A 22687-nucleotide genomic window follows, 5' to 3' on the forward strand; every position below is an offset into this window, starting at 1 on the left:
GGCTGCGTTCCAAGCCATGGTTGGTCAGTCCTTGTTCTGCGATCTCGCCCTGACCAGCGTGGCGGCGGCGCGTCCTGCCGCCTCGATATAATCGGGATTGCGGTGGACCAGCATGATCGAAAACGAGCCGTCGATCAAAAGCACGATCTCGCGCGCCACCGCTTGCGGTTCCTCGACGCCGAGGTCGGACAACGCGCTGGCCAGCCATGCCTCGAAATTCGACTTGTGGCGCGATCCGACCTTGACCGCCGGATGGCCGGGCATCGAAGCGAGTTCCGCGGCCGTGCGCAGGAAACCGCATCCCTTCCATTTCGGATGGCGCGCAACCCGCGCCAGATTGCTGAAAATCGCCTCGACCTTGCGGTCGGCGCCGCCTTCCGCGGCATCGAACCAGCCGGCCATCTGCCGCAGGTTGGGTTGGTCGCGGCCATCGAGATAGGCGGCGATCAGGTCGTCCTTGCTCTTGAAGTGGTAGTAGAGCGTACGCTTGGTGAGGCCCGCCTTTTCGGCGATGGCATCGACGCTGACGCGTCCGATTCCCTCGGCATAGAACAGCCTCGTCGCGGCATCGACGATGCGTTTGCGGGTCGGGATGACAGCTTCAGGCATGAGGCATGTATACCGACTAGTGAATATACACGCAATCGAAAGCATGATCCCTTTCCATCGTATCTGGAAAGGAAGAACAATGGCCGATCTTGTCCTGAACGAGACCCGCGACGGGGTGAGCGTCCTCACCCTCAACCGCCCGGAAAAGCTCAATGCGCTGAACTACGCCCTGATCGATCGCCTGCTCGCGATCCTCGACACGATAGAGACCGACAATGCGGTCCGCGCCGTCATCCTGACCGGGGCAGGGGAGCGGGCGTTTTCGGCGGGTGGCGATATCCACGAATTTTCACTGAGCGTCGCCGCGGGCCCGGAGGCGGCACTGCGCGACTTCGTCCTGCGCGGCCAGCGGCTGACGGCAAGGCTTGAAGCCTTCCGCAAACCCGTCATCGCCGCCGTCAACGGGATTGCCTTTGGCGGTGGCTGCGAGATCACCGAGGCCGTGCCGCTGGCCATCGCCAGCGACCGCGCCCTGTTCGCTAAGCCGGAGATCAACCTCGCTATGCCACCGACCTTCGGCGGCACGCAGCGCCTGCCGCGGCTGGCCGGGCGCAAGCGCGCGCTGGAACTGCTTTTGACGGGCGACTGGTTTCCGCCGCCACGGGCGCTCGAACTTGGTCTCGTCAATCAGGTCGTGCCGCATGGCGATCTGATGCCGGCGGCGCACGATCTTGCCCGCCGTATCATCGCGCATTCGCCTGCAGCGCTGGCCAGCATTCTCACGGCTGTGGCGCGCGGCATCAACCTCGGCATAGCCGAAGGGCTGCTGGTCGAGGCCGAGCAGTTCGCCCGCATGGCCCCGACCGCCGATCTCAGGGAAGGCCTTGCCGCCTGGATCGAGCGGCGCAGGCCCAGCTATGACGGCTCCTGGACGCACATCACAAGGCCGGACGAGGCAAGGCGCGCATCGCTGCGGCTCGACCAGGCTTTGGGGCAGGCCAAAGCGTCGAGATGAGGTGTCGGGGCGCGGCGTCGCTGCCTGGCGGCCGTCACTTCGCCCTGACGATGGACCCCAATTGCCCCAGCACTTCCCCCGCGCCGCTCTTGCCGCCCTCGAAGTCGCCGGAGGCCATCCGGGCGGCACGAAGAAGGGATCGTTCTTGCCCCACACCGCCAGGAGCGGCGGCTTGCGGGCGCGGAAATAGGCCTCGTAGACGGGATAGAGGGCGACAGGGCTCTTGTCGTCGCCGAACAGGTCGAGCTGCACTTCCCTCGGCGTCCGGCCGGCTGAAGTAGAAGCTGTCCAGCGAATAGCCGTCGGGCGAGACCAGATCCGCCGGCACGCCATGCGTGTACTGGCCAGGCGATCGCCGCCGGCTTGGGCCGGGCGCAGCGCCTCTCGGTTGGCCGGCGAGGGGGCGCGTCAATGGCGCAGTGCGGCAACCGGGCAAAGCAGGCCGCGCATCGTCACCGCGTCAAGGTGCATCAGGACCAGAACCCGGCCGATGCCGTTAGGGCTGGCGACCTACGCCGCCAGCCGCAAGCGCATCACGGCGCCACGTTCACATGACCTTTCATATTGGGGTGGAAGCGGCAGAAATAGTCGACCGCTCCCGCCGCCTTCAATGTCAGGCTGGCCGCCTTCTTCGGCGGGATCAACACCTCCCAGACGCCCTTCACCGTGGCCGTGTGGGCGACCACGTCCTTGTTCACCCACTCGATCGTGTCGCCGACCTTCGCCTCGACGGTTGCCGGCGAGAAGACGAGCTTGTCGATGGTGATCTCTATTGTTGCGGCCGCCGCCGGCGCCGCCGTAAGCGCCAGCGCGGCCAGCCATGACAAGCGGATCAAGGCGCCCGCTTTCATTTCAGCATGCCGGCGACATGTTCGGCGTGCTGCTCATGGCCCTGGAAGATCTTGAGGCCGGTCTCGAGCAGGCTCTTCAGCTCGGCATTGCTGGCCGAAGGGATGAGCAGCGTTTCGAGCGCGCCGTTGACCTGCTTGTGATAGGCGACCTCATTCTCGATATAGGCCTTGTCGAAAGCCGCGCCCTTCAGCTTGGCGAGCTTGGCGCGTTCTTCTTCCGCCGCCTTGGTCAGTGCCTGGCTGGTGGCGTTGTCCTCTGGCTTCACCTTGAGCTTCTTGACCAGGTCGAGCGCCTGCTTGTTCACCGCCTCATGGTCGCGCTCCATGTCCTTGGCGAAGGCGACGACCTCCTTGTTCTTCGATGTCTTGATCGCCTGCTTGGCCGCCTCGATGTCGAGGACGCCGGCTGTGTAGGCGATATGGGCGATCTGCGGGTCGGTCGGCTTGTCGGCGGCCCGCGCGAACGGAGCAGCGCCGACGAGAAGCAGGGCGGCAAGGGCGGCGGTATATCGGGTGAACATGGCATCCTCCTTCGCCCGGCCGCGCGGAGGCGCCGGGCTCAATTTTTCAGTTGACGCTGATTGGATGCGCGGCCGGGAGAAACGTTCCCGGAAAATCGCGACGGGATCATTCGAAGCCCAGCCGTCCCATCACGGTCCGGGTCAGCCGCTCGCAGCGGCGGCCGGCGAAGGGGAAGGCGTCGAGCAGGACCGGGCCGCTCTCGTCGTCAAGCGCCTTGCGCAACAAGGTGCGTGCCCGGTGCAGCCTTGTCTTGACGGTCTCTGGGCGCACGCCAAGCAGATCGGCGGTTTCCTCCATGCTCAGGCCCTCGATGACGCGGGCCACGAAAACCATTCGGTAGATGTCGGGCAGGCTGTCGGTCGCCCGTTCGACAAGTGCGAGAATCTGCCGCTGCGCCATCGTCCGCTCCGGGTCGTCGCTGGGGTTGAGGGGAAAACGGATGACCTGCGCTTCCGGGTTTTCGGGCATCGCCAAGGTGCGGCGCCTCTTGCGCAGGCGGCCGAGCGCTTCGTTGATGACGATGCGCGACAGCCAGGTGGCGAGCGAGGCATCGCCGCGAAATGCCGCCAGATTGGCGAAGGCGCGGACATAGGCCTCTTGAACGACGTCCTCGGCTTCGGCGTCGTTGCGCAGCATGCCGCGCGCAATGCGGTAGAGCCGCTGGTTGTATGTCTTGATGATCGTGCGGAAGGCGCCCGCGTCGCGCGCCAGGGCTCGCTGTACAAGCAGCAGGTCGCCGGAATGAGCCTCGCCCACCCCGGGCATTTTGACGGGTATTGCGAGCTTGCTCATCGCGACCGGATCTCCCCGAACAGACGCTTGACTGCACGTTGGATGCGCCCGCCGGAAAAAGGTTCCCGGATTTCGGCAACCTGGCTCCTCTATTCTAAGCCGCCGCCAGTCCTTTGTCTGCGGCCTGCACGCGTGCGGCCGCCGCCAGCAGGTCGGTCTGGGTGATCAGGCCGAGAATGCGCCGTTCGCCATCGACGATGACCACCGCGTGGCTGCGGCCGTCGGTCAGTACCGGAAGCAGGCTCATTGCCGGCGTCTCGGACGAAGCGGTGCCGGCCTTGGACATCACGCTCTTCACCGTATCGGTCGCCTTCGTCAGCTCGCGCAGGCCGACGGCGCCAACCAGCCTTGCATCCGCGTCGACCACCGGCAAGGTGCGGATGTTGTGATCGAGCAGTTGCCGGCGCGCTTCATCGGCGGTGGCCTGCTCGGGCACCGAAACCACGTCGCGGGACATGATGTCCTGGCAAAGCAGCGTCCGGTGCGAGCGCACCATGGCCTGCAGCTCGACTTGCCTCAGGAGCCGTTCGAGGTCTTCGCGGCCGATGTCGAAGGTCTCGTCGAGCGTGGTCAGCGCTGCGTCGATATCCTCGGGCCGGAAGCCGACGCGCTGCTGCGCCGGCGGATCGGCCGTCCCATGGCTGTTGGCTGGGGGGGCGGCGACATGCGGGTAGTTGCGCCGCGCCAGTCTGTGGAAAAGCAGGCCGAGCGTGACCAGGATGATCGAATTCAAGGCCACCGGTACGAACGGAAACAGGAAGCCGGCGCTGATCACGGCCGGTCCGCCGAGCACCGCCGTCAGCGCCGCCGCGCCGCCCGGCGGATGCAGGCAGCGCGTGAACGACATGGCGGCGATGGCGAGCGCCACGGCGAGGCCCGAGGCCATGACCGGATCATGGATGAAATGCGCCACCGTCACGCCCACCAGCGCCGATATGGAGTTGCCGCCGATGATCGACCAGGGCTGCGCCAAAGGGCTCGCGGGCACAGCGAAGAGAAGCACGGCGGAGGCGCCCATCGGCGCCACCAGCAGGGCCACATGCGGGCCGCCGCCCATCGCCAGCCCGCTGATCAGGCCGGTCAGCGCGATGCCGATCGTGGCGCCGATGCAGGCAAGCAGCCGCTCTCGCAAGGTCGCGCCGGCAAGGATCGGGGCAAAAAGGCGAAAGGCCATGGCAGGGTTGTGACCAATGGGATTGTTGGGCGAAGGTACCAGTGCAGCACGCAATGCGACCGAACCCACGGATTTGAAAGTCAAACAAATCCGTAAAGTCGCGGCCTCGGAGAATAATATTGCGCGAGGCGCAACAATGGGATGCCGCGAGCGGCTCGCGCTTTGTCATCAGCGCCAAGGCATTGCGGCCGTTTGCCGATTCTGTCCGGCAGTCGGCCTGTGCGCGCTGGTCAGGCCGTCGCTGCGGCCAGACCACGCGAAATGTCGGCTTTCAGGTCGTCGACATCCTCGAGGCCGATCTGCAGGCGGATCAACGGGCCTTCATAGGGGGCCTTTGCAACGACGCGGTCGCCAAGCCAGACCGGCACCGCAAGGCTCTCATAGCCGCCCCAGGAATAGCCGAGGCCGAATATCCTGAGCGCGTCGAGGAAAGCGTGCTGCTCCTTCTGGCCGCCGCCGGCAAGCACGATGGAAAAGATGCCGCTCGAACCGCAAAAGTCGCGCTTCCACAGATCGTGGTCCGGGTGGCTGGGAAGGGCAGGGTGGAGCACGCGCGCCACGCCCTTCTGGCCTTCGAGCCACGACGCGATGGCAAGCGCGCTCCGCTGGTGATGCTCCAGGCGCACGCCCATGGTGCGCAGGCCGCGCAACACCTGGTAGACATCGTCGGGTCCCGCGCAGCAGCCGAGCGTGCAGAAGCTCTCATAGAGCTGCTTCCAGCAACTCTCATTGGCCGAGACCGTGCCGAGCAGCACGTCGGAATGGCCGGCGGGATATTTCGTCGCCGCGTGGATGGAGATGTCGACGCCGTGGTCGAGCGGGCGGAAATAGAGTGGCGTCGCCCAGGTGTTGTCCATCATCACGATAGCGCCGGCCGCATGCGCCGCCTTGGCGATCGCCGGGATGTCCTGCACCTCGAAGGTGTTGGAGGCCGGCGATTCCGTGAACACCACCTTGGTGTTGGGCTTGATCAAGGCGGCGATGCCAGCGCCGATATGGGGCTCATAGTACTCCACCTCGACGCCGAGCCGCTTCAGCATCGTGTCGGCGAAATTACGGGTCGGATGGTAGACGCTGTCGACGATCAGCAGGTGATCGCCGGCCGACACGAAGGCGAGCAGCGGAATGGTCACCGCCGCAAGGCCGGACGGCACCACGACCGTGCCGGCGGATCCCTCCAGTGCGTCGATGGCCTGGGCAAGGGCGTCCGTCGTCGGCGTGCCGCGCGTGCCGTAGGTGTATTTCTGGCTACGGCCCGCCATTGCGGCGGCATTGCGAAACAGCACGGTCGAGGCGTGCACGACAGGCGGATTGACGAAGCCGAAATAGTCGTGCGGGTTGTTGCCCGAATGGGCCAACCGCGTGTTGATGCCCATTTTACCGAAACCCTGCTCGTTGCCGTCCTTAGCCATTCTTCGTCTTCGCCTTGTTTGACAAGGCGCTAGCCATAGTGCGGCGCCATGGACCGTGCAACAGCCCACGATCCGCCAGGGATAGACTTCGGATATGCCAATTCTCCGTCTGAACGGCATTGCGGCGACGTCCTGAAGCAGGCCGGCCAAAGTGCGGCGGTGATTGTCGGCGGAGCCCGGTCCGCCCCCGGTCAACCTATTGTAGGCGGCTGTGAAACATATATAATCAATTCCTAATATTAATCACCGGATTGCCTCGATCAGATGCTGCCGGATGGTTTTTGGCCGGTTACCTCTTGATCCCCCCGTCCGGGTATCGCGCTCATAGAGCGCGGCAAGGGGAGGAATGCCATGGCCAACGTCAAATGGACAATGAAGGCGCGCGAATTCGTCAACTGCAATTGCGCCTATGGCTGCCCATGCCAGTTCAACGCCATGCCCACCCACGGCTTCTGCCAGGCGGTTGCCGGCATCGAAATCCAGAGCGGCCATCACGGAGCCACCAAACTCGATGGATTGCGGTTTGTCGGGATTTTCCGCTGGCCTGGCGCCATCCATCAGGGCGGAGGCGAAGCAGCGGTGGTCGTCGACGAGAGGGCAAGCGAAGCCCAGCGTGAAGCGCTGCTTCGCATAATGGGCGGACAGGACACCGAACCAGGCGCGACAATATTCGAGGTCTTCTCGACCACGCTGGAGAAATTCCATGACCCGATCTTTGCCCCGATCGAATTCGAGGTCGACGTCGACGCGCGAACCGGACGGCTGCATGTCGAGGGGGTGGCCGACGGTCACGGCGAGCCGATCAAGAATCCCGTCACCGGCGCGGAGCATCGGGCACGCATCGACCTGCCGCACGGCTTCGAATACGCAATGGCCGAGATCGGGCGCGGCTGGACCAAGGCGACAGGCCCGATCAAGTTCGAGGTGGCCGATACACACAGCCATTTTGCCAATCTGCATCTCACGCAGAGCGGCGTCGTCCATTGAGCTGATCCGATGAGCGACACGGCCCTGGAAGCGGTGCTTCGGCGCGACCGCACGGTGGTGATGGCCGCGCTCGTCGTGATCGCGGTGCTCGCCTGGGCCTATGTGCTGTGGCTCGCCGTCCACATGGCCATGCCCGCGTCCACGATGCCGGCCGGAGCGAGCGGCGATATGGCCGCAATGGACATGTCGAACATGGACATGGCTGGCATGGATGTGGGCGCCGCCATGGCGCCCGGCTTCCGGGCCTGGGCACCCGCCGATTTCGTTTTCATTTTCACCATGTGGGCGGTGATGATGGTCGGCATGATGACGCCTTCGGTCGCGCCGCTGCTGCTGCTCTATGCCGGCATCGGCCGCAAGGCGCAGGCGGATGGTCGCCCCATCGCTTCGACCGGATGGTTTTTCACCGGCTATCTCGCCGTCTGGATCGTCTTCAGCATCGCCGCGACCGGCGCGCAATGGCTGCTCGTCCGCCTGGCACTGCTCGATCCTTCGATGGCGACCGACAGCACGATCCTCGGCGGCCTCGTCCTGATCGGCGCCGGGCTCTATCAATGGACGCCGATCAAGGGCGTCTGCTTGCGCCAATGCCAGGGGCCGATCGGGTTCCTGATGAGCCATGGCGGGTTCCGTTCCGCGCCGGTCGGCGCGATTCGGCTGGGTATCGATCACGGCCTCTATTGTCTGGGCTGCTGCTGGGCGCTGATGGCCCTGCTGTTCGTCGGCGGCGTCATGAACATCCTGTGGATCGCCGGTATCGCTATCCTCGTTCTCCTGGAGAAGACGGCCACGAGCGGGCCGTTGATATCGCGCATCTCCGGCGCGCTGATGGTGGCAGCCGGAGTGTGGTTGATGGCGCGTGCGTTTTGACTGCGCAGGTCCGATGACAGTGTTCGGACGTGCCAATTCATCCGATATCGAGATCAGGGACGCCAAGCTGGTGCCAGGGATGGACTTCGCCGCTGGTCCGCATTTGCGTTGAATGCGCTTTGCCGACTTTATTCGCGCCGTGACTAAATTGCGGGCGCGTTTGTCTGCAATTCGGGCATTTCAGGCAATCGATTTTCAAAGACGTTGGGATTCGGTCATTTCCCTTGACCTCACAGGAATTATCGCCTTCGATGCTGTTCGTGAATGGGAGGCGGCGCGTCGCTTACGATGCGGGATTCCGGGAATGGGCTGGAATGGGAGCTGCGTTCACACGGGAAAAAAGATCAGGTTTTGCCTGAAAACAGAAAAGGGTCTGTGGGTCATGAAACATACTGCTATCGGCATCCTTGGCGCCGCTACGCTTGGGTTTATGGCGTCGGCCGCGTCGGCGACGACGCTCGACACCGTCAAGGCGAAGGGCTTCATCCAGTGCGGTGTCTCGACGGGTCTGGCCGGCTTCTCGGCGCCGGACGACAAGGGCGACTGGCAGGGCATCGACGCGGATTTCTGCCGCGCTGTCGCGGCCGCCGTCTTCGGTGACGGCACCAAGGTCAAGTTCACGCCGCTCAGCGCCAAGGAGCGCTTCACCGCGCTGCAGTCCGGCGAGGTCGACATCCTGTCGCGCAACACCACCTGGACCATCAATCGCGACACGGCGCTTGGCCTGAATTTCGTCGGCACCACCTACTATGACGGCCAGGGCTTCATGATCAACGCCAAGAAGCTGCCGGGCGTCAATTCGGCGCTCCAGCTCTCGGGCGCGGCCGTCTGCGTGCAGAGCGGCACCACGACCGAGCTCAACCTCGCCGACTACTTCAAGGCGAACAAGATGGAGTACAATCCGGTCGTCTTCGAGAAGCTCGAAGAGGTCAACGCCGCCTATGACGCCGGCCGCTGCGACGTCTACACCACCGACCAGTCGGGCCTTTACGGCATCCGCCTGACGCTGGGCTCGCCGGCGGATCACGTCGTGCTGCCCGAGATCATCTCCAAGGAGCCGCTCGGACCGGCTGTGCGCCAGGGCGACGACCAGTGGTACCACATCGTCAAGTGGACCTATTTCGCGCTGCTTGACGCCGAGGAGCTCGGCATCACCAAGGCCAATGTCGATGAGATGAAGAACTCGGCCAGCCCGGAGATCAAGCGTGTTCTCGGCCAGGAAGCCGACACCAAGATCGGTACCGATCTCGGCGTTTCCAATGACTGGGTCGTCAACATCGTCAAGGCCGTCGGCAACTACGGCGAAATGTTCGATCGCAATGTCGGCTCGGGCAGCCCGCTCAAGATCGCGCGCGGCATCAATGCGCTGTGGACCAAGGGCGGCCTGCAATACGCTCCGCCGATCCGCTGACCGAAATGTGATCCGGGAGGCAGATATCTGCCTTCCGGCTTCTCTTTTCAGGGGACGGATACATGGCATCGCAGGAAGTTCTTCGCGAGGAGTCCAGCAGGGCTTCCTTTATCAATGATCCGAAAGTCCGCAGTCTTTTCTTCCAGACGCTGGTCGTCATCGTCCTGTTCGGCTCCGTCTGGTGGATCGTGCAGAACGTCATCGACAATCTGCAGCGCCTGCACATTGCCTCTGGCTTCGGATTCCTCAAGGGACGCGCCGGATTCGACATTTCGGATACGCCGATCGCCTATACGTCGGACTCGACCTATGGTCGCGCTATCGTCGTCGGCCTGATCAACACCATCATCGTCGCCGTGGCCGGCATCATTACCGCCACGATCATCGGCTTCGTCATCGGCATCGGCCGCCTGTCGCACAACTGGCTGATCCAGAAGATCTGCACGGTCTATGTCGAGGTCTTCCGCAACATCCCGCCGCTGCTGGTCATCTTCTTCTGGTATTCCGGCGTGCTCGCCGTGCTGCCGGCGCCGCGCGACAGCTATCATCTGCCCTTCGGCTCCTTCCTCAACCAGCGTGGCTTCTACTTTCCCCGCCCGGTCTGGGGCGAGGGCTCCTGGCTGATCTTCGTCGCTTTGCTTGTCGGCATCGCCATGGCGTGGTTCGTCGCCCGCACGGCGCGCCAGCGGCAGATGGCGACAGGCCAGCAATTTCCGGTGCTCTGGACCTCGGTGGCGCTGATCGTTGGCCTGCCATTGCTCGCCTACGTGCTGAGCGGCTTTCCGCTGAGCTTTGATCTTCCCAAGCAATCGACCTTCAATCTGACCGGCGGCTTTCAGGTCAAGCCGGAGTTCCTGTCGCTCTATCTGGCGCTGTCCTGCTACACGGCGGCCTTCATCGCCGAGATTGTGCGCGCCGGCATCAGGGGCGTCAGCAAGGGCCAGACCGAGGCGGCGGCGGCGCTTGGGCTGCGGTCCGGTTCGATCTTGCGGCTGGTTGTCGTGCCGCAGGCCATGCGCATCGTCATCCCGCCGCTGACCAGCCAGTATCTCAACCTGACCAAGAACTCCTCGCTGGCGATCGCCATCGGCTATCCGGACCTGACGGCAACCGCCGGCACGGTTCTGAACCAGACCGGACAGGCGGTCGAAGGCGTGCTGATCATGATGATCGCCTATCTCATACTCAGCTTGGTGACCTCGGCCGTCATGAACGTGGTCAACGCCAGAATGGCGCTGGTGGAAAGGTAGAGCCATGCAGGAACACGATATGTCCTGGGTGCGCACCGAGATGGCCCTGGCGCAGGCTGCGCCGGCCAGCGTGCGCGGTCCGGTGGCCTGGGTGCGCAAGAACCTGGTCGGCACGGTCGGCGACACCATCATGACGATTCTCGGCATCGCCATCGTCGCCTGGATCCTGCCGCAGGTGATCAACTGGGCGTTCATCAATGCCGTGTGGACCGGGCCGGACCGCACGGTGTGCGCGACCGTCGCACAAGGCGGCATTCAGCCGGATGGCTGGACGGGCGCCTGCTGGGCCTTCGTCAACGCCAAGTTCGGCCAGTTCATGTTCGGCACCTATCCGATCGAGGAACGCTGGCGGCCGATCCTGGTTGCCATCCTGTTCGTGGTGCTGCTGGTGCCGATGCTGATCCCGCGTGTGCCGCGCAAGGGTCTGAACGCCATCCTGCTCTTCCTGATGCTGCCGATCGTCTCGTTCTTCCTGCTGATCGGCGGCGTGTTCGGCCTGCCGCATGTCGAGACCTCGCGCTGGGGCGGCCTGCTGGTCACGCTCAGCCTGTCCTTCGTCGGCATTGCCGTGTCTTTGCCGTTGGGCACCGTGCTGGCGCTCGGCCGGCGTTCGAAGATGCCGATCGTCAAGACCCTGTGCGTGGTCTTCATCGAAACGGTGCGCGGCATCCCGCTGATCACCGTCCTGTTCTTCGTCAGCGTCATGCTGCCGCTGTTCCTGCCGGCGGGCGTCACTTTCGACAAGTTCCTGCGGGCGCTGATCGGCGTGTCGCTGTTTGCCGCCGCCTATATGGCCGAAGTCGTGCGCGGCGGCCTGCAGGCGATCCCCAAGGGCCAATATGAAGGCGCCGATTCGCTCGGCCTCGGCTACTGGCAGAAGATGGGGCTGATCGTGCTGCCGCAGGCCCTGAAGCTGGTCATTCCCGGCATCGTCAACACCTTCATAGGCATGTTCAAGGACACCAGCCTGGTCCTCATCATCTCGATGTTCGACCTGCTTGGCGTCGTCAAGCAGAACTTCTCGGACGCCAATTGGGCAACGCCGCAGACGGCCAGGTCCGGCCTGGTGTTCGCCGCCTTCGTCTTCTGGCTGTTCTGCTTCGGCATGTCGCGCTATTCAATGTACACGGAACGCCGGCTCGACACCGGCCACAAACGCTAACAAAAGATAAGGGGAACCCATCATGGCCACCGAAAACGCCGTCAGCGCCGAAGAGATCAAGGTCAACGCCGCCAAGATGCACATCTCGACCACCGATGTCGCCATCGACATCATCGCCATGCACAAATGGTACGGCGAGTTCCATGTGCTGAAGGACATCAACCTGAAGGTGATGCGCGGCGAGCGCATCGTCATCTGCGGCCCGTCGGGTTCCGGCAAATCGACGATGATCCGCTGCATCAACCGGCTGGAAGAGCACCAGAAGGGCAAGATCATCGTCGACGGCAAGGAACTCACCAACGATCTGAAGAAGATCGATGAGGTGCGCCGCGAGGTCGGCATGGTGTTCCAGCACTTCAACCTGTTCCCGCACCTGACCATCCTGGAGAACTGCACGCTGGCACCGATCTGGGTGCGCAAGACACCGAAGAAACAGGCGGAAGAGATCGCCATGCATTTCCTCAAGCGCGTGAAAATCCCGGAGCAGGCCAACAAATATCCTGGCCAGCTCTCCGGCGGCCAGCAGCAGCGCGTGGCGATCGCGCGCTCGCTGTGCATGAACCCACGCATCATGCTGTTCGATGAGCCGACCTCGGCGCTCGACCCGGAAATGATCAAGGAAGTCCTGGAGACCATGGTTGGCCTGGCTGAGGAAGGCATGACCATGCTGTGCGTCACGCACGAAATGGGTTTTGCCCGCAAGGTCGCCAACCGCGTGATCTTCATGGATCAGGGCCAGATCGTCGAGCAGAACACGCCGGCCGAGTTCTTCGACCACCCGCGCCACGAGCGCACGAAACTGTTCCTCAGCCAGATCCTGCACTGAGCGGTTCCACACCGAGCGCAAGAGCCCGGCCGCAATGCGGCCGGGCTCTTTGCTTATGGATCTGCTGATGCGATTGGCGGCGAGGCGTCATCGATGAGAAAAGTCCTGCGCTTCCTCTCCATGGTGCTGGCCGCGATCGTGCTTGCGGCGACCCTCGGCACGCTGGTGCCACGCCCGCTCTGGCCGGCGGCGTCGGCGAGCGAGGGCACGCGGCGCATTTTGGTTCTGAAGAACCCGATCCATACCGATATCGCCATTCCGGTGGATGATGCCGTGCGCAAGCGCTTCCACTTCCTGGCAGACGCCGGACTGCCTTCCGATGCGCCCGAAGTGCGCTACATCATCTTCGGCTGGGGCGGCCGCGCCTTCTATCTGGAAACACCGACCTGGGCCGAGCTCAAGGCCATTCCGGTGATGAAGGCGCTGACTCTCGACACCTCGGTCATGCATGTCGATATCGCCGGCGCTATCGTCGAACCGCATCCCGATGTCGCCGGTTTCGACATTGGCGATGATCAGTTCGCGGCACTGCTCGATTTCATCGAGGCCAGTTTTCAGCAGGGGCCTGGCGGCCCGATCGTCATCGAGAATGCCGCCTATTCCAGATTCGACCGCTTCTACGAGGCCAACGGCCATTTCAACGCACTGGTCGGCTGCAACACCTGGACGGCGGCGGCGTTGCGTGCCGGCGGCCTGCGCACCGGCTGGTGGAACCCGCTGCCCGTGTCGCTGGGGTGGTCGATGCGGCTGTACAATTAGCTTCGTTACACAGGCGAACCGCCGAGCCGGGTCTGGGTTTCAGCGCCGGATGATTTTCTGCGGCTCCCAGCCATAGAGCCAGTCGAGGTCCGTGGCGAGGCTGTCCGGGGAGCGAATTTTCAGGAATAGGTTGCGAGCAACCGCCACCGGCCCCGCGGCATGCCAAGCCAAGCGGTTAATGGCGCCGCGACGAGCCACTTTCGCAACGCGGGGCCGTCGAAGATTCTCCCAGGTTCGAAGACTTGCCGGATCGGCTCGCAAGTCGGCAATGACGCTCGCAAGCGTCGCTGCGTCCTCGATCGCCATTGCCGCCCCTTGCGCCGCGAACGGCGTCATCGCATGCGCGGCATCGCCGATCAGCGCGATGCCGGCCGGCATTGTCCAGGGCTGCTTCTGTTCGACGGTATGCAGCGGCCAGGTCAGCCACGGGCCGGCCTGTTCCACAAGCTTCACGAGTCCTGGCGCGGTGCCGCGCATGGCGGTGGCCAGGATGCCGGGGTCGGCATGGCCGGACCAGCCCTCGGCGATGCGCTCGCCTTTGGTGAAGGCGACGAGATTGAAGGCGTCGCCCTTGCTGACGGGATAGGCGACCATGTGGAAACCCGGATGCAGGAAAGTCGTGACGCAATCGGCCGCGCCGATCGCGGCGAAGGCTCGCCCGGCGCTGCTGTCGGCCGCGACGGTGGTGCGCCAGGCCAGCTCTCCCGAAAAACGGCTTCTCGGCGATGCCATCCTCTTTGCATCGACAAGCCCGCGCACCGACGACCAGACCCCATCGGCGCCGACCAGCAAGGAGCCCCGTTCCTCTGCCGTCTTGCCGCCGATCTCGACGTTCGCCGAGACACCATGGCTGCCGGTCGCAATTGTTTGGACGCGCGCCCCTAGGGTGAGATGGACATCGGGCATCTCTGCCACACGTGCCATCAGCGCGCTCTGCAGGTCGGCCCGATGGGCGACGAGATAGGGAGCGCCCCAGCGGTCTTCACCCGACTGCCCCAACGCCACATGCGCCAATTCGCGCAACGTCCTCGCATCCCTGAGCACCACGGCCTCCGGCCGCACCGCCGCCGGCAGCAGCCCATCGAGCACGCCGAGGCGACGCAGGATGCGTGTCGCGTTGGGAGAAAGCTGGAGGCCGGCGCCTACGGCTCCCAGGCGCGCCGCTTGTTCGAATACCTGCACAGGGTAGCCGCGTCCGGCAAAAGCAAGTGCCGCGGTCAGCCCGGCCACGCCCGCTCCGGCGATGACGATCTGCCGTGAGCGCTTGTCGTCCATCAGGTCCGTCGGGAAAGAATCAGGCGGCCTGGTCGATGTAGAGGCAGCCTGCCGGCAGCGTTTCGGTCGCCTTCAGCTTCGGCGAGTAGCGATAGAGCGTCGAGCAGTAGGGGCAGACTTTCTCATTGTCGTCGCCCATGTCGAGAAACACATGCGGGTGGTCGAAAGGCGGATTGGCGCCCGTGCACATGAATTCCTTGACCCCGATGTCGATCGCCGGATGGCCGGCATCGTTCTGGAAATGGGGAATGGAACCGCCTGCCATCGTCGTCTCCTTAACGCAGTCTCGCATGCATCTGGATCATAACAGGTCTCTTTGCAAGATCGATGAAATGAAACTGTCGCAAAAGCCTGTCAGAGGATAAGTTGAGCCGGTTAAGCGTGTGACCGCGGATGCCAAGCGATTCCGCGACCGATCACGCTTCACAAAGGCATGTTAGAGCGTTCATCGCCATCTGGTGGCGCTCCAAGGGAACGGTTGTGGGCAGGGACAATGAACGAACTGAAGCCGGTGCAGAGCGAATTCGTCAACGTCGAGGTGGCCAGTTCAGAGGGCGGTAACCCGGATCGCTTCGTCAACCGTGAGTTTTCCTGGCTGCAGTTCAATCGCCGCGTGCTCGAGGAATCGCTGAACACCCACCATCCGCTGCTGGAGCGTGTCCGCTTCCTGTCGATCTCGGCCGCCAATCTCGACGAATTCTTCATGGTGCGCGTCGCCGGCCTCGCCGGCCAGGTGCGCGAAGGCATCACGCTCAAGAGCCCCGACGGCCGCACCCCCGAACAGCAACTCGAACAGTTGCTGCGCGAGGTCGAGCGGCTGCAGGAAGACCAGCAGAAGAGCCTTTCGGCGCTCACCGTGCTGCTCAACAAGGAAGGTATCGAGAGCATAACGCGCGATGCGTTGACCAAGGACGAGAAGGTCTGGCTGGAAGACCATTTCCAGGACCAGGTGTTCCCGGTGCTCACCCCGCTGTCGATCGACCCGGCGCATCCGTTCCCGTTCATCCCCAATCTCGGCTTCTCGATGGCTTTGCAACTGCGCCACCGCAAGAATGGCGAGGAGATGAGCGCGCTCCTGCGCCTGCCGGTGGCGCTGAAGCGCTTCATCCGGCTTCCCGATCGCAAGCACCATGTCCGCTTCATCCCGCTGGAGGAGGCGGTCGGTCTCTATATCGGCAAGCTGTTTCCAGGCTATGAGGTCAAGGGTTCCGGCACATTCCGTATCATCCGCGACAGCGATATCGAGGTCGAGGAGGAGTCCGAGGACCTTGTGCGCCTGTTCGAGACGGCGCTGAAGCGCCGCCGCCGCGGGTCGGTGATCCGTATCGAGTTCGACCGGCTGATGCCTGGCGAATTGCGCGAGTTCGTCGCGGGCGAGCTTGGCGTCTCGTCGAGCCGCATCAGCGTCTTGACCGGTCCGCTGGCGCTCAGCCAGATCTCCGAGATCGTCTCCGTTCCGCGCGACGACCTGAAGTTCACGCCCTACAACCCGCGCTTTCCCGAACGCATCCGCGAGCATGGCGGCGACTGCTTTGCCGCCATCCGCGAGAAGGACATCGTCGTCCACCATCCCTACGAATCCTTCGACGTCGTCGTGCAGTTCCTGCGCCAGGCGATGGCTGACCCCGAAGTGGTGGCGATCAAGCAGACGCTCTACCGCACCTCCAACGACAGCCCCATCGTGCGCGCGCTGGTCGACGCGGCCGAAGCCGGCAAGTCGGTGACCGCTCTTGTCGAGCTCAAGGCGCGCTTCGACGAGGAGGCCAACATCCGCTGGGCGCGCGACCTCGAGCGCGCCGGCGTGCAGGTCGTGTTCGGCTTCCTCGAATTGAAGACCCACGCGAAAATGTCGCTGGTTGTGCGGCGCGAGGATGGCAAGCTGCGCAACTACGTGCATCTGGGCACCGGCAACTACCATCCGGTCACCGCGCGTATCTACACCGACCTGTCCTTCTTCACCACCGATCCGACGATCGCCCGCGACGTCGCCCAGCTGTTCAATTTCATCACCGGCTATGCCGAGCCGACCGCCGAAATGCGGCTGGCGATCTCGCCGTTCACGCTGCGGAACCGCATCCTGCAGCACATTTCCGACGAAGTCGCCCATGCGCTGGAAGGAAAGCCGGCGCGCATCTGGATGAAGATGAACGCGCTTGTCGATCCGATCATCATCGACGCGCTTTACGACGCCAGCCGCGCGGGGGTGGAAATCGATCTCGTCGTGCGCGGCATATGCTGCCTGCGGCCGCAGGTGCCGGGCCTGTCGGAGAACATCAGGGTCAAGTCGATCGTCGGCCGCTTCCTCGAACACAGCCGCATCTATTGTTTCGGCAACGGCCATGGCCTGCCGTCGGACGAGGCTATCGTCTACATCTCCTCCGCCGATCTGATGCCGCGCAATCTCGACCGCCGCGTCGAGACCATGGTGCCGATCACCAATCCAACTGTGCATGAACAGGTTTTGGGCCAGATCATGCTGGGCAACATCATGGACAATCAGCAAAGTTTCGACGTATTGGCTGATGGAACCTCCCGGCGCGTGGTGCTGGAAGAGGGCGAGGAACCGTTCAACGCGCAGGAATATTTCATGACCAATCCGAGCCTGTCGGGACGGGGTGACGCGCTGAAGTCGCATGCGCCCAAGCGCATTGCGCAGTTCAAGCGCCGCAAGAAGAACGCTGCAGCGTCCACCTGATGTTGTCTGATTCCCAGGGCCGGCTGCAGGACCGCCGACCGCTGTCCATCATCGACATCGGGTCGAATTCGATCCGCCTCGTCGTCTATGAAGGGCTGGCGCGCTCGCCGACCATGCTGTTCAACGAAAAGATGCTCGCCGGCCTTGGCCGCGGCATCGTTTCGACCGGAAAGCTCGACCCCGAGGCGGTGACCCGCTCGATGGAAGAGTTCCGCCGCTTTCGCGCGCTGTCCGATCAGGCCGGTGCCGAGCATATGTATGTCCTGGCCACCGCCGCCGCTCGTGAGGCGATCAACGGTCCCGACTTCATCCATCGCGCCGAAGAGGTCCTCAAGACCGAGATCCGCGTGATCAGCGGGCGCCAGGAAGCCTATTATTCGGCGCTTGGCGTGATTTCCGGCTTCCACCCGGCCAATGGCATCGCCGGCGATCTGGGCGGCGGCAGTCTCGAATTGGTCGACGTCAACGGCGAGGCGATCGGTGACGGCATAACACTGCCGCTCGGTGGCCTGCGCCTGCAGGACATGGCGAAGAACTCGCTCGCCCAGGCACAGAAGATCGCGCGCGACGAACTGGCGCGGGCCAAGCTGCTGAAAGGCGGGCAGGGCCGGCCTTTCTATGCCGTAGGCGGCACTTGGCGAAACCTCGCCCGGCTCCACATGGAGATGACCAACTACCCGCTTGGCGTCATGCACCATTACGAGATGTCGGCCGACAGCGCGACGAACTTTCTCAAGCAGGTGGCCAAGGCCGAGATCGAGAAGGTCAAGGGAATCGAAGGCGTCTCGAAGAACCGCCGCTCGCTGCTGCCCTATGGGGCCATCGTGCTGCAGGAGATCATGGCGGCGATGCAGCCGTCGAAGATCATCGTCTCGGCGCTCGGCGTGCGCGAAGGCTTCCTCTATTCGCTGCTCGACGAGGCCGAGCAGAAAGCCGATCCGTTGATCTCGGCGTCCGAGGAACTCGCCCGGCTGCGCTCGCGCTCGGTCACCCACGCGCATGAACTAGTCGACTGGACGGCCAAATCCTTCGCCGCCTTCGGCATAGACGAGACCGAGGACGAGGCGCGCTACCGCCACGCCGCCGCATTGCTGGCCGACATCGGCTGGCGGGCGCATCCGGAATATCGCGGCAGGCAGTCGCTCAACATCATTGCGCATGCCTCCTTCTTCGGCGTCGACCATCCCGGCCGTGCCTTCCTGGCTTTGGCCAACGCCTATCGTCACGACGGCATCTTCAACGAATCCATCGCACCCGAAATCAAGGCGCTGGCGACGCCGCGCTATCTCGAGCGGGCTCGCGTGTTGGCGGCGATGATGCGGGTGGTCTACCTGCTGACGGCCTCGATGCCCGGCATCATGCCCAGGCTGAAATGGGAGCAGCGCGCCAACGGCGTGCTGGCGCTGGTGTTGCCGGCGTCGCTCTCCGATCTCTATGGAGAGCGGCCGGCCGGCCGCCTGGCGCAACTGGCGCGGATCACCAACCGGCGCCTGGTGCTGGCCGTGGAGGGCGGGCCGAGCGTGTCGGTCAAGTAGGGCGTTCTAGCAGACTGAAGTTCAGGTTACGTCCGCGCCGATGCCGAAACCGCGTCCGTCGGCCGACCAGGCGCCGGCGCCTGCCATGGCCAGCGCGAGGAAACCGCCTGATATGGCGATGTCCTTCATCAGCATCTGCTGGTGCAGGAAGGCGAGCGTCGCATCGTCGCCGCCCTGGCCGTGATGGCCGATGAAGCCGGCGACGATACAGAAGGCAGCCAAGAGCAGCGCCACGATCGTGGTCTGGAAGCCGATGAGGATCAGCAAGCCGGCGATCAGCTCGAACAGGCCCGTGCCCCAGGCGGCGAGCACCGGCAGCGGCAGGCCGAGGCCGGCGAAATAATCTGACGTGCCGGCAATGTTGGCGAGCGCCTGGAAACCGGACGGTACGAACAGCACGGCAAACAGCAGTCGCGAAACCAGAAGCAATGCATCGCGGGTCATGGCCACCTCCCTTGCCGGCGCCCTTTTGGGCTCGAGCCGGCTGCCGTGCAGTCTACGCCTGCGAGGCCTCGGCCGAAACCGGACCGGCTATTCCAGACAACGAAAAAGCGGCGCGGAAAATTCCGCGCCGCTTTTGTCAGGCTTGGGAGGGAGGTTCAGCCGCGCTTGGCGTCGATCGAATAGGCGCCGGCGCCCGATGAAGCCAGCAGCAGGAAGCCGCCGGTGATGGCGAGGTTCTTGAGGAACTGGATCATCTGCATCTGGTCGGCCCAGCCAGTATGAGCGACCAGCCCGGTGGCGACGGTGAAGATGGCGAGCACCCAGGCGGCGACACGGGTCTGGAAACCGACGAGGATGGCGAGGCCGCCGAGCAGCTCAATCAGGCCGACGATCACAGCCGTTGCGGTCGGAGCGGGCAGGCCGAGTCCGCCAAAGTAGGCAGCGGTGCCGGAAATGGCGGTGAGCTTGCCGAAGCCGGAAAGCAGGAAAATGACCGCGAGCAGGATGCGGCCAAGCAGGATGGTGACAGAGCTGTTGGACGCGGTGCCGGCGCCTGCGGCTGAAGTGTTGATGGACATGGTGTCTCTCCGAATGGGTTGAATGACCCTGAGATAGACGATGCCAACTGTTCACCAAAGCCGCCTATCCGGCGACACATTGTTCACAGGCCATTCATTTCCGTGAACGGCGGAAGAGCGCGAAATTCGTGTCGGGTGATCGTGAGGCGGGAGTAAATTCTCCCGCCGAGAAACACCTTACCCCGGATGCGTCATGTCCTCCGGACGTACCAGCCGGTCATAATCGGCCTCGCTGACCAGCCCGGTGGCCAGCGCTTCCTCGCGCAGCGTCGTGCCGTTCTTGTGCGCGGTCTTGGCGATCTTGGCGGCGTTGTCGTAGCCGATGGTGGGCGCTAGTGCCGTCACCAGCATCAGCGAGCGGTCGAGCGCCGCCTTGATGTTGTCCTCACGGGCCTCGATGCCGACGACGCAATTGTCGGTGAAGGAGACCGAAGCGTCGGCGAGCAACTGCACCGACTGCAGGAAGTTGTAGGCCATCAGCGGGTTGTAGACATTGAGCTCGAAATGGCCCTGGCTACCGGCGAAGGTCAGCGCCGCATTGTTGCCGAACACCTGGACGCAGACCTGCGTCATCGCCTCGCACTGCGTCGGGTTGACCTTGCCCGGCATGATCGACGAGCCGGGTTCGTTTTCCGGCAGCGACAATTCGCCGAGGCCCGAGCGAGGGCCCGAGCCGAGGAAGCGGATGTCGTTGGCGATCTTGAAGAGTGCTGCAGCCGCGGCGTTGATCGCGCCATGCGAGAACACCATGGAATCGTGCGCCGCGAGCGCCTCGAACTTGTTCGGCGCGGTGACGAAGGCGATGCCGGTGATGGCGGCGATGCGATCCGCCACCTTTTCAGCAAAACCAACTGGCGCGTTGAGGCCGGTGCCGACGGCGGTGCCGCCCTGCGCCAGTTCCTGCAGGCCGGGCAGCGTCATTTCGATGCGCTTGATCGAGGAGGCGACCTGCGCGGCATAGCCGGAGAATTCCTGGCCCAGCGTCAGCGGCGTGGCATCCTGCGTGTGGGTGCGGCCGATCTTGATGATGTGATTGAAGGCCCGGGCCTTGGCGTCCAGTGCCTTGTGCAGGTGCTTCAGCGCCGGCAGCAAATCGTGCACGATGCGCTCGGCGCAGGCGATATGCATTGCCGTCGGATAGGTGTCGTTCGACGACTGGCTCATATTGACGTGGTCGTTTGGGTGCACCGGCTTCTTCGAGCCCATGACGCCGCCAAGCATCTCGATTGCCCGGTTGGAGATCACCTCATTGGCGTTCATGTTGGACTGCGTGCCCGAGCCGGTTTGCCAGACCACCAGCGGGAAATGGTCGTTGAGCTTGCCGTCGATGACCTCTTGCGCGGCCGCGATGATCGCCTTGCCGATCGCCGGATCGAGCCGCTTCAGCTCCATATTGGCTTCCGCCGCCGCCCGCTTGACGATGCCCAGCGCCCGCACGATCGACGCCGGTTGCTTTTCCCAACCGATCTTGAAATTGCCCAGGGAACGCTGCGCCTGCGCGCCCCAATAACGGTCGGCGGCAACCTCGATAGGGCCGAACGTATCGGTTTCGGTTCTGGTCTTTGGCGTGCTCACGGCAAGTCTCCGGTCTGTCGATTTGGGCAAGGGCGTATCGCGTTGCACAAATGGCTTCAAGCGGAGATTGCGGACGTTGAGGATGCAAATCGGTTGAAGATCGGCGCTTCGTCCTTCTCCGCCTCGGCGATCGCCAGGCCGATACCATCCGAGCCGCCGGTCACCAGCGTGCGCTTGTCCTGAAGTCTCATCGGGCGCTCCGAAATCGCCATGGCCAATGCCAGAGCACCGCATAATCGCGGTCCGGGTCAACCAGCTGGCCTATCCCACGATATGAAGTTCGCGAGTTGCCGACGTTGGCGCGGCCGGCTGGGTTGCCGGTGCAGGTTTACGCGCCGACGGTCGCAGGCTGGCGCATCGCCAGGCGCGCGGCAACGAAATCCTTGACCTGGCGGATCGCCTGTTCGCGCGAGACGCTGCCCGGCTCCAGGCCGAGCCGCAGCCAAAGCCCGTCGATCAGCGCGGTGACGCCAAGCGCGATGTCGCCGGTCTCGCCGGGCGAGGCAAGGCCGCGCAGGCCGGACAACAGGTTCGAGCGCATCCGCGCGTGCAGGACCTTCTGGATCCGTGCCAGCTTCTCGTCGCGCGGCACCTCGGCGCAGAGCGAAAGCCATGCATGGCAAAGCGGCGGCAGGAACAGATGCTCCTCGAAATTGCCGTCGATCACCGCGTCGAGCCGCTCCATCGGCGAGCGCGCCTGGCGAAGCCGGGCGACGACGGCGTCGCGCAGCACGGCGTTGGCCTCGCGCATGGCATGCTCGAACAATTCCTGCTTGTTGCGGAAATAGTGCAGCACGATGCCCTTGGAGGCGCCGGCATGGGCGGCCACCTTTTCCAGGGTAGCACCCGCAATGCCTTCGCGCTCCAGCACCGCGAAGGCGGCCTGCCGCAACTCCTTGCGGCGTATGTCACTGAGACGCTTGAGTTTCACAGCTTCGATCCAGGCAATTGCGAATCCATGTTGACATTTTCGCCCGCCCAGATCAACAATTGACCGATGGGACA

At 63.9% G+C, this 22687-nt stretch carries 23 protein-coding genes and 1 pseudogene; 10 read left to right on the forward strand and 14 right to left on the reverse strand.

Annotated features, from left to right (window positions below):
- Positions 1-24 precede the first annotated feature (24 nt).
- Entirely contained in the window at positions 25-609 is a 585-nt protein-coding gene (locus QQK95_RS08920) for a TetR/AcrR family transcriptional regulator (RefSeq protein WP_284271111.1), read from the reverse strand.
- Between the two features lie 79 nt (positions 610-688).
- Here QQK95_RS08920 and QQK95_RS08925 point away from each other — a divergent pair, with 79 nt between their 5' ends.
- Positions 689-1564 (forward strand): crotonase/enoyl-CoA hydratase family protein, encoded by an 876-nt coding sequence (locus QQK95_RS08925; protein WP_284271112.1) that lies wholly within the window; start codon positions 689-691, stop codon positions 1562-1564.
- A 117-nt stretch (positions 1565-1681) separates the two neighbouring features.
- Here the strand turns inward: QQK95_RS08925 and QQK95_RS08930 are convergent.
- The 6 genes and pseudogenes from QQK95_RS08930 to QQK95_RS08955 all read right to left on the reverse strand — a co-directional run.
- A pseudogene (locus QQK95_RS08930) lies at positions 1682-1910 on the reverse strand (alpha/beta hydrolase); the annotation flags it as partial.
- A 187-nt stretch (positions 1911-2097) separates the two neighbouring features.
- Positions 2098-2415 carry a cupredoxin domain-containing protein gene (locus tag QQK95_RS08935; RefSeq protein ID WP_284271113.1) on the reverse strand — a complete coding sequence of 106 codons (318 nt, stop codon included), beginning with the start codon at positions 2413-2415 and terminating at the stop codon, positions 2098-2100.
- Entirely contained in the window at positions 2412-2936 is a 525-nt protein-coding gene (locus QQK95_RS08940; protein WP_284271115.1) for a DUF4142 domain-containing protein, read from the reverse strand. The genes QQK95_RS08935 and QQK95_RS08940 overlap by 4 nt, the downstream gene beginning before the upstream one ends.
- A 106-nt stretch (positions 2937-3042) precedes the next feature.
- On the reverse strand, positions 3043-3729 hold the full coding sequence (locus tag QQK95_RS08945; protein WP_284271116.1) for an RNA polymerase sigma factor: 687 nt from the start codon (positions 3727-3729) through the stop codon (positions 3043-3045).
- A 94-nt stretch (positions 3730-3823) separates the two neighbouring features.
- The gene (locus QQK95_RS08950) at positions 3824-4903 is read right to left on the reverse strand and encodes an HPP family protein (protein ID WP_284271117.1); all 1080 of its coding nucleotides are present in this window, start codon (positions 4901-4903) and stop codon (positions 3824-3826) included.
- Between the two features lie 230 nt (positions 4904-5133).
- On the reverse strand, positions 5134-6315 hold the full coding sequence (locus tag QQK95_RS08955; RefSeq protein WP_284271119.1) for a cystathionine beta-lyase: 1182 nt from the start codon (positions 6313-6315) through the stop codon (positions 5134-5136).
- Between the two features lie 351 nt (positions 6316-6666).
- Between QQK95_RS08955 and QQK95_RS08960 the strand changes: the two genes are divergently transcribed.
- The 7 genes from QQK95_RS08960 (at position 6667) to QQK95_RS08990 (ending at position 13580) form a co-directional block, all read left to right on the forward strand.
- Positions 6667-7302: a DUF1326 domain-containing protein gene (locus QQK95_RS08960; RefSeq protein WP_284271121.1), complete on the forward strand. Its 636-nt coding sequence runs from the start codon at positions 6667-6669 to the stop codon at positions 7300-7302.
- A 9-nt stretch (positions 7303-7311) separates the two neighbouring features.
- A complete protein-coding gene (locus tag QQK95_RS08965) occupies positions 7312-8172 on the forward strand; it encodes a DUF2182 domain-containing protein (RefSeq protein ID WP_284271123.1) in 861 nt (286 codons plus the stop codon).
- Between the two features lie 382 nt (positions 8173-8554).
- The gene (locus tag QQK95_RS08970; RefSeq protein WP_284271125.1) at positions 8555-9583 is read left to right on the forward strand and encodes an amino acid ABC transporter substrate-binding protein; all 1029 of its coding nucleotides are present in this window, start codon (positions 8555-8557) and stop codon (positions 9581-9583) included.
- Positions 9584-9645: 62 nt separating this feature from the next.
- On the forward strand, positions 9646-10833 hold the full coding sequence (locus tag QQK95_RS08975; RefSeq protein ID WP_284271127.1) for an amino acid ABC transporter permease: 1188 nt from the start codon (positions 9646-9648) through the stop codon (positions 10831-10833).
- 4 nt (positions 10834-10837) lie between these two features.
- Positions 10838-11995 (forward strand): amino acid ABC transporter permease, encoded by a 1158-nt coding sequence (locus tag QQK95_RS08980; protein ID WP_284271129.1) that lies wholly within the window; start codon positions 10838-10840, stop codon positions 11993-11995.
- Between the two features lie 76 nt (positions 11996-12071).
- Positions 12072-12821: an amino acid ABC transporter ATP-binding protein gene (locus QQK95_RS08985; protein ID WP_031240865.1), complete on the forward strand. Its 750-nt coding sequence runs from the start codon at positions 12072-12074 to the stop codon at positions 12819-12821.
- Positions 12822-12914: 93 nt separating this feature from the next.
- Complete coding sequence (locus tag QQK95_RS08990) at positions 12915-13580, forward strand: TIGR02117 family protein (RefSeq protein ID WP_284271132.1); 666 nt, start codon at positions 12915-12917, stop codon at positions 13578-13580.
- A gap of 39 nt (positions 13581-13619) precedes the next feature.
- Here the strand turns inward: QQK95_RS08990 and QQK95_RS08995 are convergent, their stop codons facing one another.
- Positions 13620-14855: an FAD-dependent monooxygenase gene (locus QQK95_RS08995; RefSeq protein WP_284271135.1), complete on the reverse strand. Its 1236-nt coding sequence runs from the start codon at positions 14853-14855 to the stop codon at positions 13620-13622.
- Positions 14856-14874: 19 nt separating this feature from the next.
- Positions 14875-15120 carry a zinc-finger domain-containing protein gene (locus QQK95_RS09000; RefSeq protein WP_015318409.1) on the reverse strand — a complete coding sequence of 82 codons (246 nt, stop codon included), beginning with the start codon at positions 15118-15120 and terminating at the stop codon, positions 14875-14877.
- Positions 15121-15348: 228 nt separating this feature from the next.
- On the opposite strand from QQK95_RS09000, the gene QQK95_RS09005 reads away from it, so the two are divergent.
- A complete protein-coding gene (locus QQK95_RS09005) occupies positions 15349-17550 on the forward strand; it encodes an RNA degradosome polyphosphate kinase (RefSeq protein WP_284271141.1) in 2202 nt (733 codons plus the stop codon).
- Positions 17550-19085 carry an exopolyphosphatase gene (gene ppx, locus QQK95_RS09010; protein WP_284271143.1) on the forward strand — a complete coding sequence of 512 codons (1536 nt, stop codon included), beginning with the start codon at positions 17550-17552 and terminating at the stop codon, positions 19083-19085. Before QQK95_RS09005 ends, ppx begins: the two co-directional genes overlap by 1 nt.
- A gap of 21 nt (positions 19086-19106) precedes the next feature.
- Here ppx and QQK95_RS09015 read toward each other — a convergent pair whose 3' ends face one another.
- The 5 genes from QQK95_RS09015 to betI form a co-directional block, all read right to left on the reverse strand.
- The gene (locus QQK95_RS09015) at positions 19107-19529 is read right to left on the reverse strand and encodes a DoxX family protein (protein ID WP_284271145.1); all 423 of its coding nucleotides are present in this window, start codon (positions 19527-19529) and stop codon (positions 19107-19109) included.
- 155 nt (positions 19530-19684) lie between these two features.
- Positions 19685-20107 carry a DoxX family protein gene (locus QQK95_RS09020; protein ID WP_284271147.1) on the reverse strand — a complete coding sequence of 141 codons (423 nt, stop codon included), beginning with the start codon at positions 20105-20107 and terminating at the stop codon, positions 19685-19687.
- Between the two features lie 177 nt (positions 20108-20284).
- Complete coding sequence (gene fumC / locus QQK95_RS09025; RefSeq protein WP_284271149.1) at positions 20285-21682, reverse strand: class II fumarate hydratase; 1398 nt, start codon at positions 21680-21682, stop codon at positions 20285-20287.
- Between the two features lie 56 nt (positions 21683-21738).
- The gene (locus QQK95_RS09030) at positions 21739-21873 is read right to left on the reverse strand and encodes a hypothetical protein (RefSeq protein ID WP_284271151.1); all 135 of its coding nucleotides are present in this window, start codon (positions 21871-21873) and stop codon (positions 21739-21741) included.
- Between the two features lie 137 nt (positions 21874-22010).
- The gene (gene betI / locus QQK95_RS09035) at positions 22011-22613 is read right to left on the reverse strand and encodes a choline-binding transcriptional repressor BetI (protein WP_284271152.1); all 603 of its coding nucleotides are present in this window, start codon (positions 22611-22613) and stop codon (positions 22011-22013) included.
- Between the last annotated feature and the right edge of the window lie 74 nt (positions 22614-22687).

The sequence above is a fragment of the Mesorhizobium huakuii genome (genome assembly GCF_030160235.1).
Classification (GTDB): Bacteria; Pseudomonadota; Alphaproteobacteria; order Rhizobiales; family Rhizobiaceae; genus Mesorhizobium; species Mesorhizobium huakuii.

What these genes read in the sequence shown, in the direction of transcription:
- QQK95_RS08920 (WP_284271111.1), bottom strand. Translation starts at nt 609, where the DNA reads ATGCCTGAAGCTGTCATCCCGACCCGCAAACGCATCGTCGATGCCGCG.
- QQK95_RS08925 (WP_284271112.1), top strand. Translation starts at nt 689, where the DNA reads ATGGCCGATCTTGTCCTGAACGAGACCCGCGACGGGGTGAGCGTCCTC.
- QQK95_RS08935 (WP_284271113.1), bottom strand. Translation starts at nt 2,415, where the DNA reads ATGAAAGCGGGCGCCTTGATCCGCTTGTCATGGCTGGCCGCGCTGGCG.
- QQK95_RS08940 (WP_284271115.1), bottom strand. Translation starts at nt 2,936, where the DNA reads ATGTTCACCCGATATACCGCCGCCCTTGCCGCCCTGCTTCTCGTCGGC.
- QQK95_RS08945 (WP_284271116.1), bottom strand. Translation starts at nt 3,729, where the DNA reads ATGAGCAAGCTCGCAATACCCGTCAAAATGCCCGGGGTGGGCGAGGCT.
- QQK95_RS08950 (WP_284271117.1), bottom strand. Translation starts at nt 4,903, where the DNA reads ATGGCCTTTCGCCTTTTTGCCCCGATCCTTGCCGGCGCGACCTTGCGA.
- QQK95_RS08955 (WP_284271119.1), bottom strand. Translation starts at nt 6,315, where the DNA reads ATGGCTAAGGACGGCAACGAGCAGGGTTTCGGTAAAATGGGCATCAAC.
- QQK95_RS08960 (WP_284271121.1), top strand. Translation starts at nt 6,667, where the DNA reads ATGGCCAACGTCAAATGGACAATGAAGGCGCGCGAATTCGTCAACTGC.
- QQK95_RS08965 (WP_284271123.1), top strand. Translation starts at nt 7,312, where the DNA reads ATGAGCGACACGGCCCTGGAAGCGGTGCTTCGGCGCGACCGCACGGTG.
- QQK95_RS08970 (WP_284271125.1), top strand. Translation starts at nt 8,555, where the DNA reads ATGAAACATACTGCTATCGGCATCCTTGGCGCCGCTACGCTTGGGTTT.
- QQK95_RS08975 (WP_284271127.1), top strand. Translation starts at nt 9,646, where the DNA reads ATGGCATCGCAGGAAGTTCTTCGCGAGGAGTCCAGCAGGGCTTCCTTT.
- QQK95_RS08980 (WP_284271129.1), top strand. Translation starts at nt 10,838, where the DNA reads ATGCAGGAACACGATATGTCCTGGGTGCGCACCGAGATGGCCCTGGCG.
- QQK95_RS08985 (WP_031240865.1), top strand. Translation starts at nt 12,072, where the DNA reads ATGCACATCTCGACCACCGATGTCGCCATCGACATCATCGCCATGCAC.
- QQK95_RS08990 (WP_284271132.1), top strand. Translation starts at nt 12,915, where the DNA reads ATGAGAAAAGTCCTGCGCTTCCTCTCCATGGTGCTGGCCGCGATCGTG.
- QQK95_RS08995 (WP_284271135.1), bottom strand. Translation starts at nt 14,855, where the DNA reads ATGGACGACAAGCGCTCACGGCAGATCGTCATCGCCGGAGCGGGCGTG.
- QQK95_RS09000 (WP_015318409.1), bottom strand. Translation starts at nt 15,120, where the DNA reads ATGGCAGGCGGTTCCATTCCCCATTTCCAGAACGATGCCGGCCATCCG.
- QQK95_RS09005 (WP_284271141.1), top strand. Translation starts at nt 15,349, where the DNA reads ATGAACGAACTGAAGCCGGTGCAGAGCGAATTCGTCAACGTCGAGGTG.
- ppx (WP_284271143.1), top strand. Translation starts at nt 17,550, where the DNA reads ATGTTGTCTGATTCCCAGGGCCGGCTGCAGGACCGCCGACCGCTGTCC.
- QQK95_RS09015 (WP_284271145.1), bottom strand. Translation starts at nt 19,529, where the DNA reads ATGACCCGCGATGCATTGCTTCTGGTTTCGCGACTGCTGTTTGCCGTG.
- QQK95_RS09020 (WP_284271147.1), bottom strand. Translation starts at nt 20,107, where the DNA reads ATGTCCATCAACACTTCAGCCGCAGGCGCCGGCACCGCGTCCAACAGC.
- QQK95_RS09030 (WP_284271151.1), bottom strand. Translation starts at nt 21,873, where the DNA reads ATGAGACTTCAGGACAAGCGCACGCTGGTGACCGGCGGCTCGGATGGT.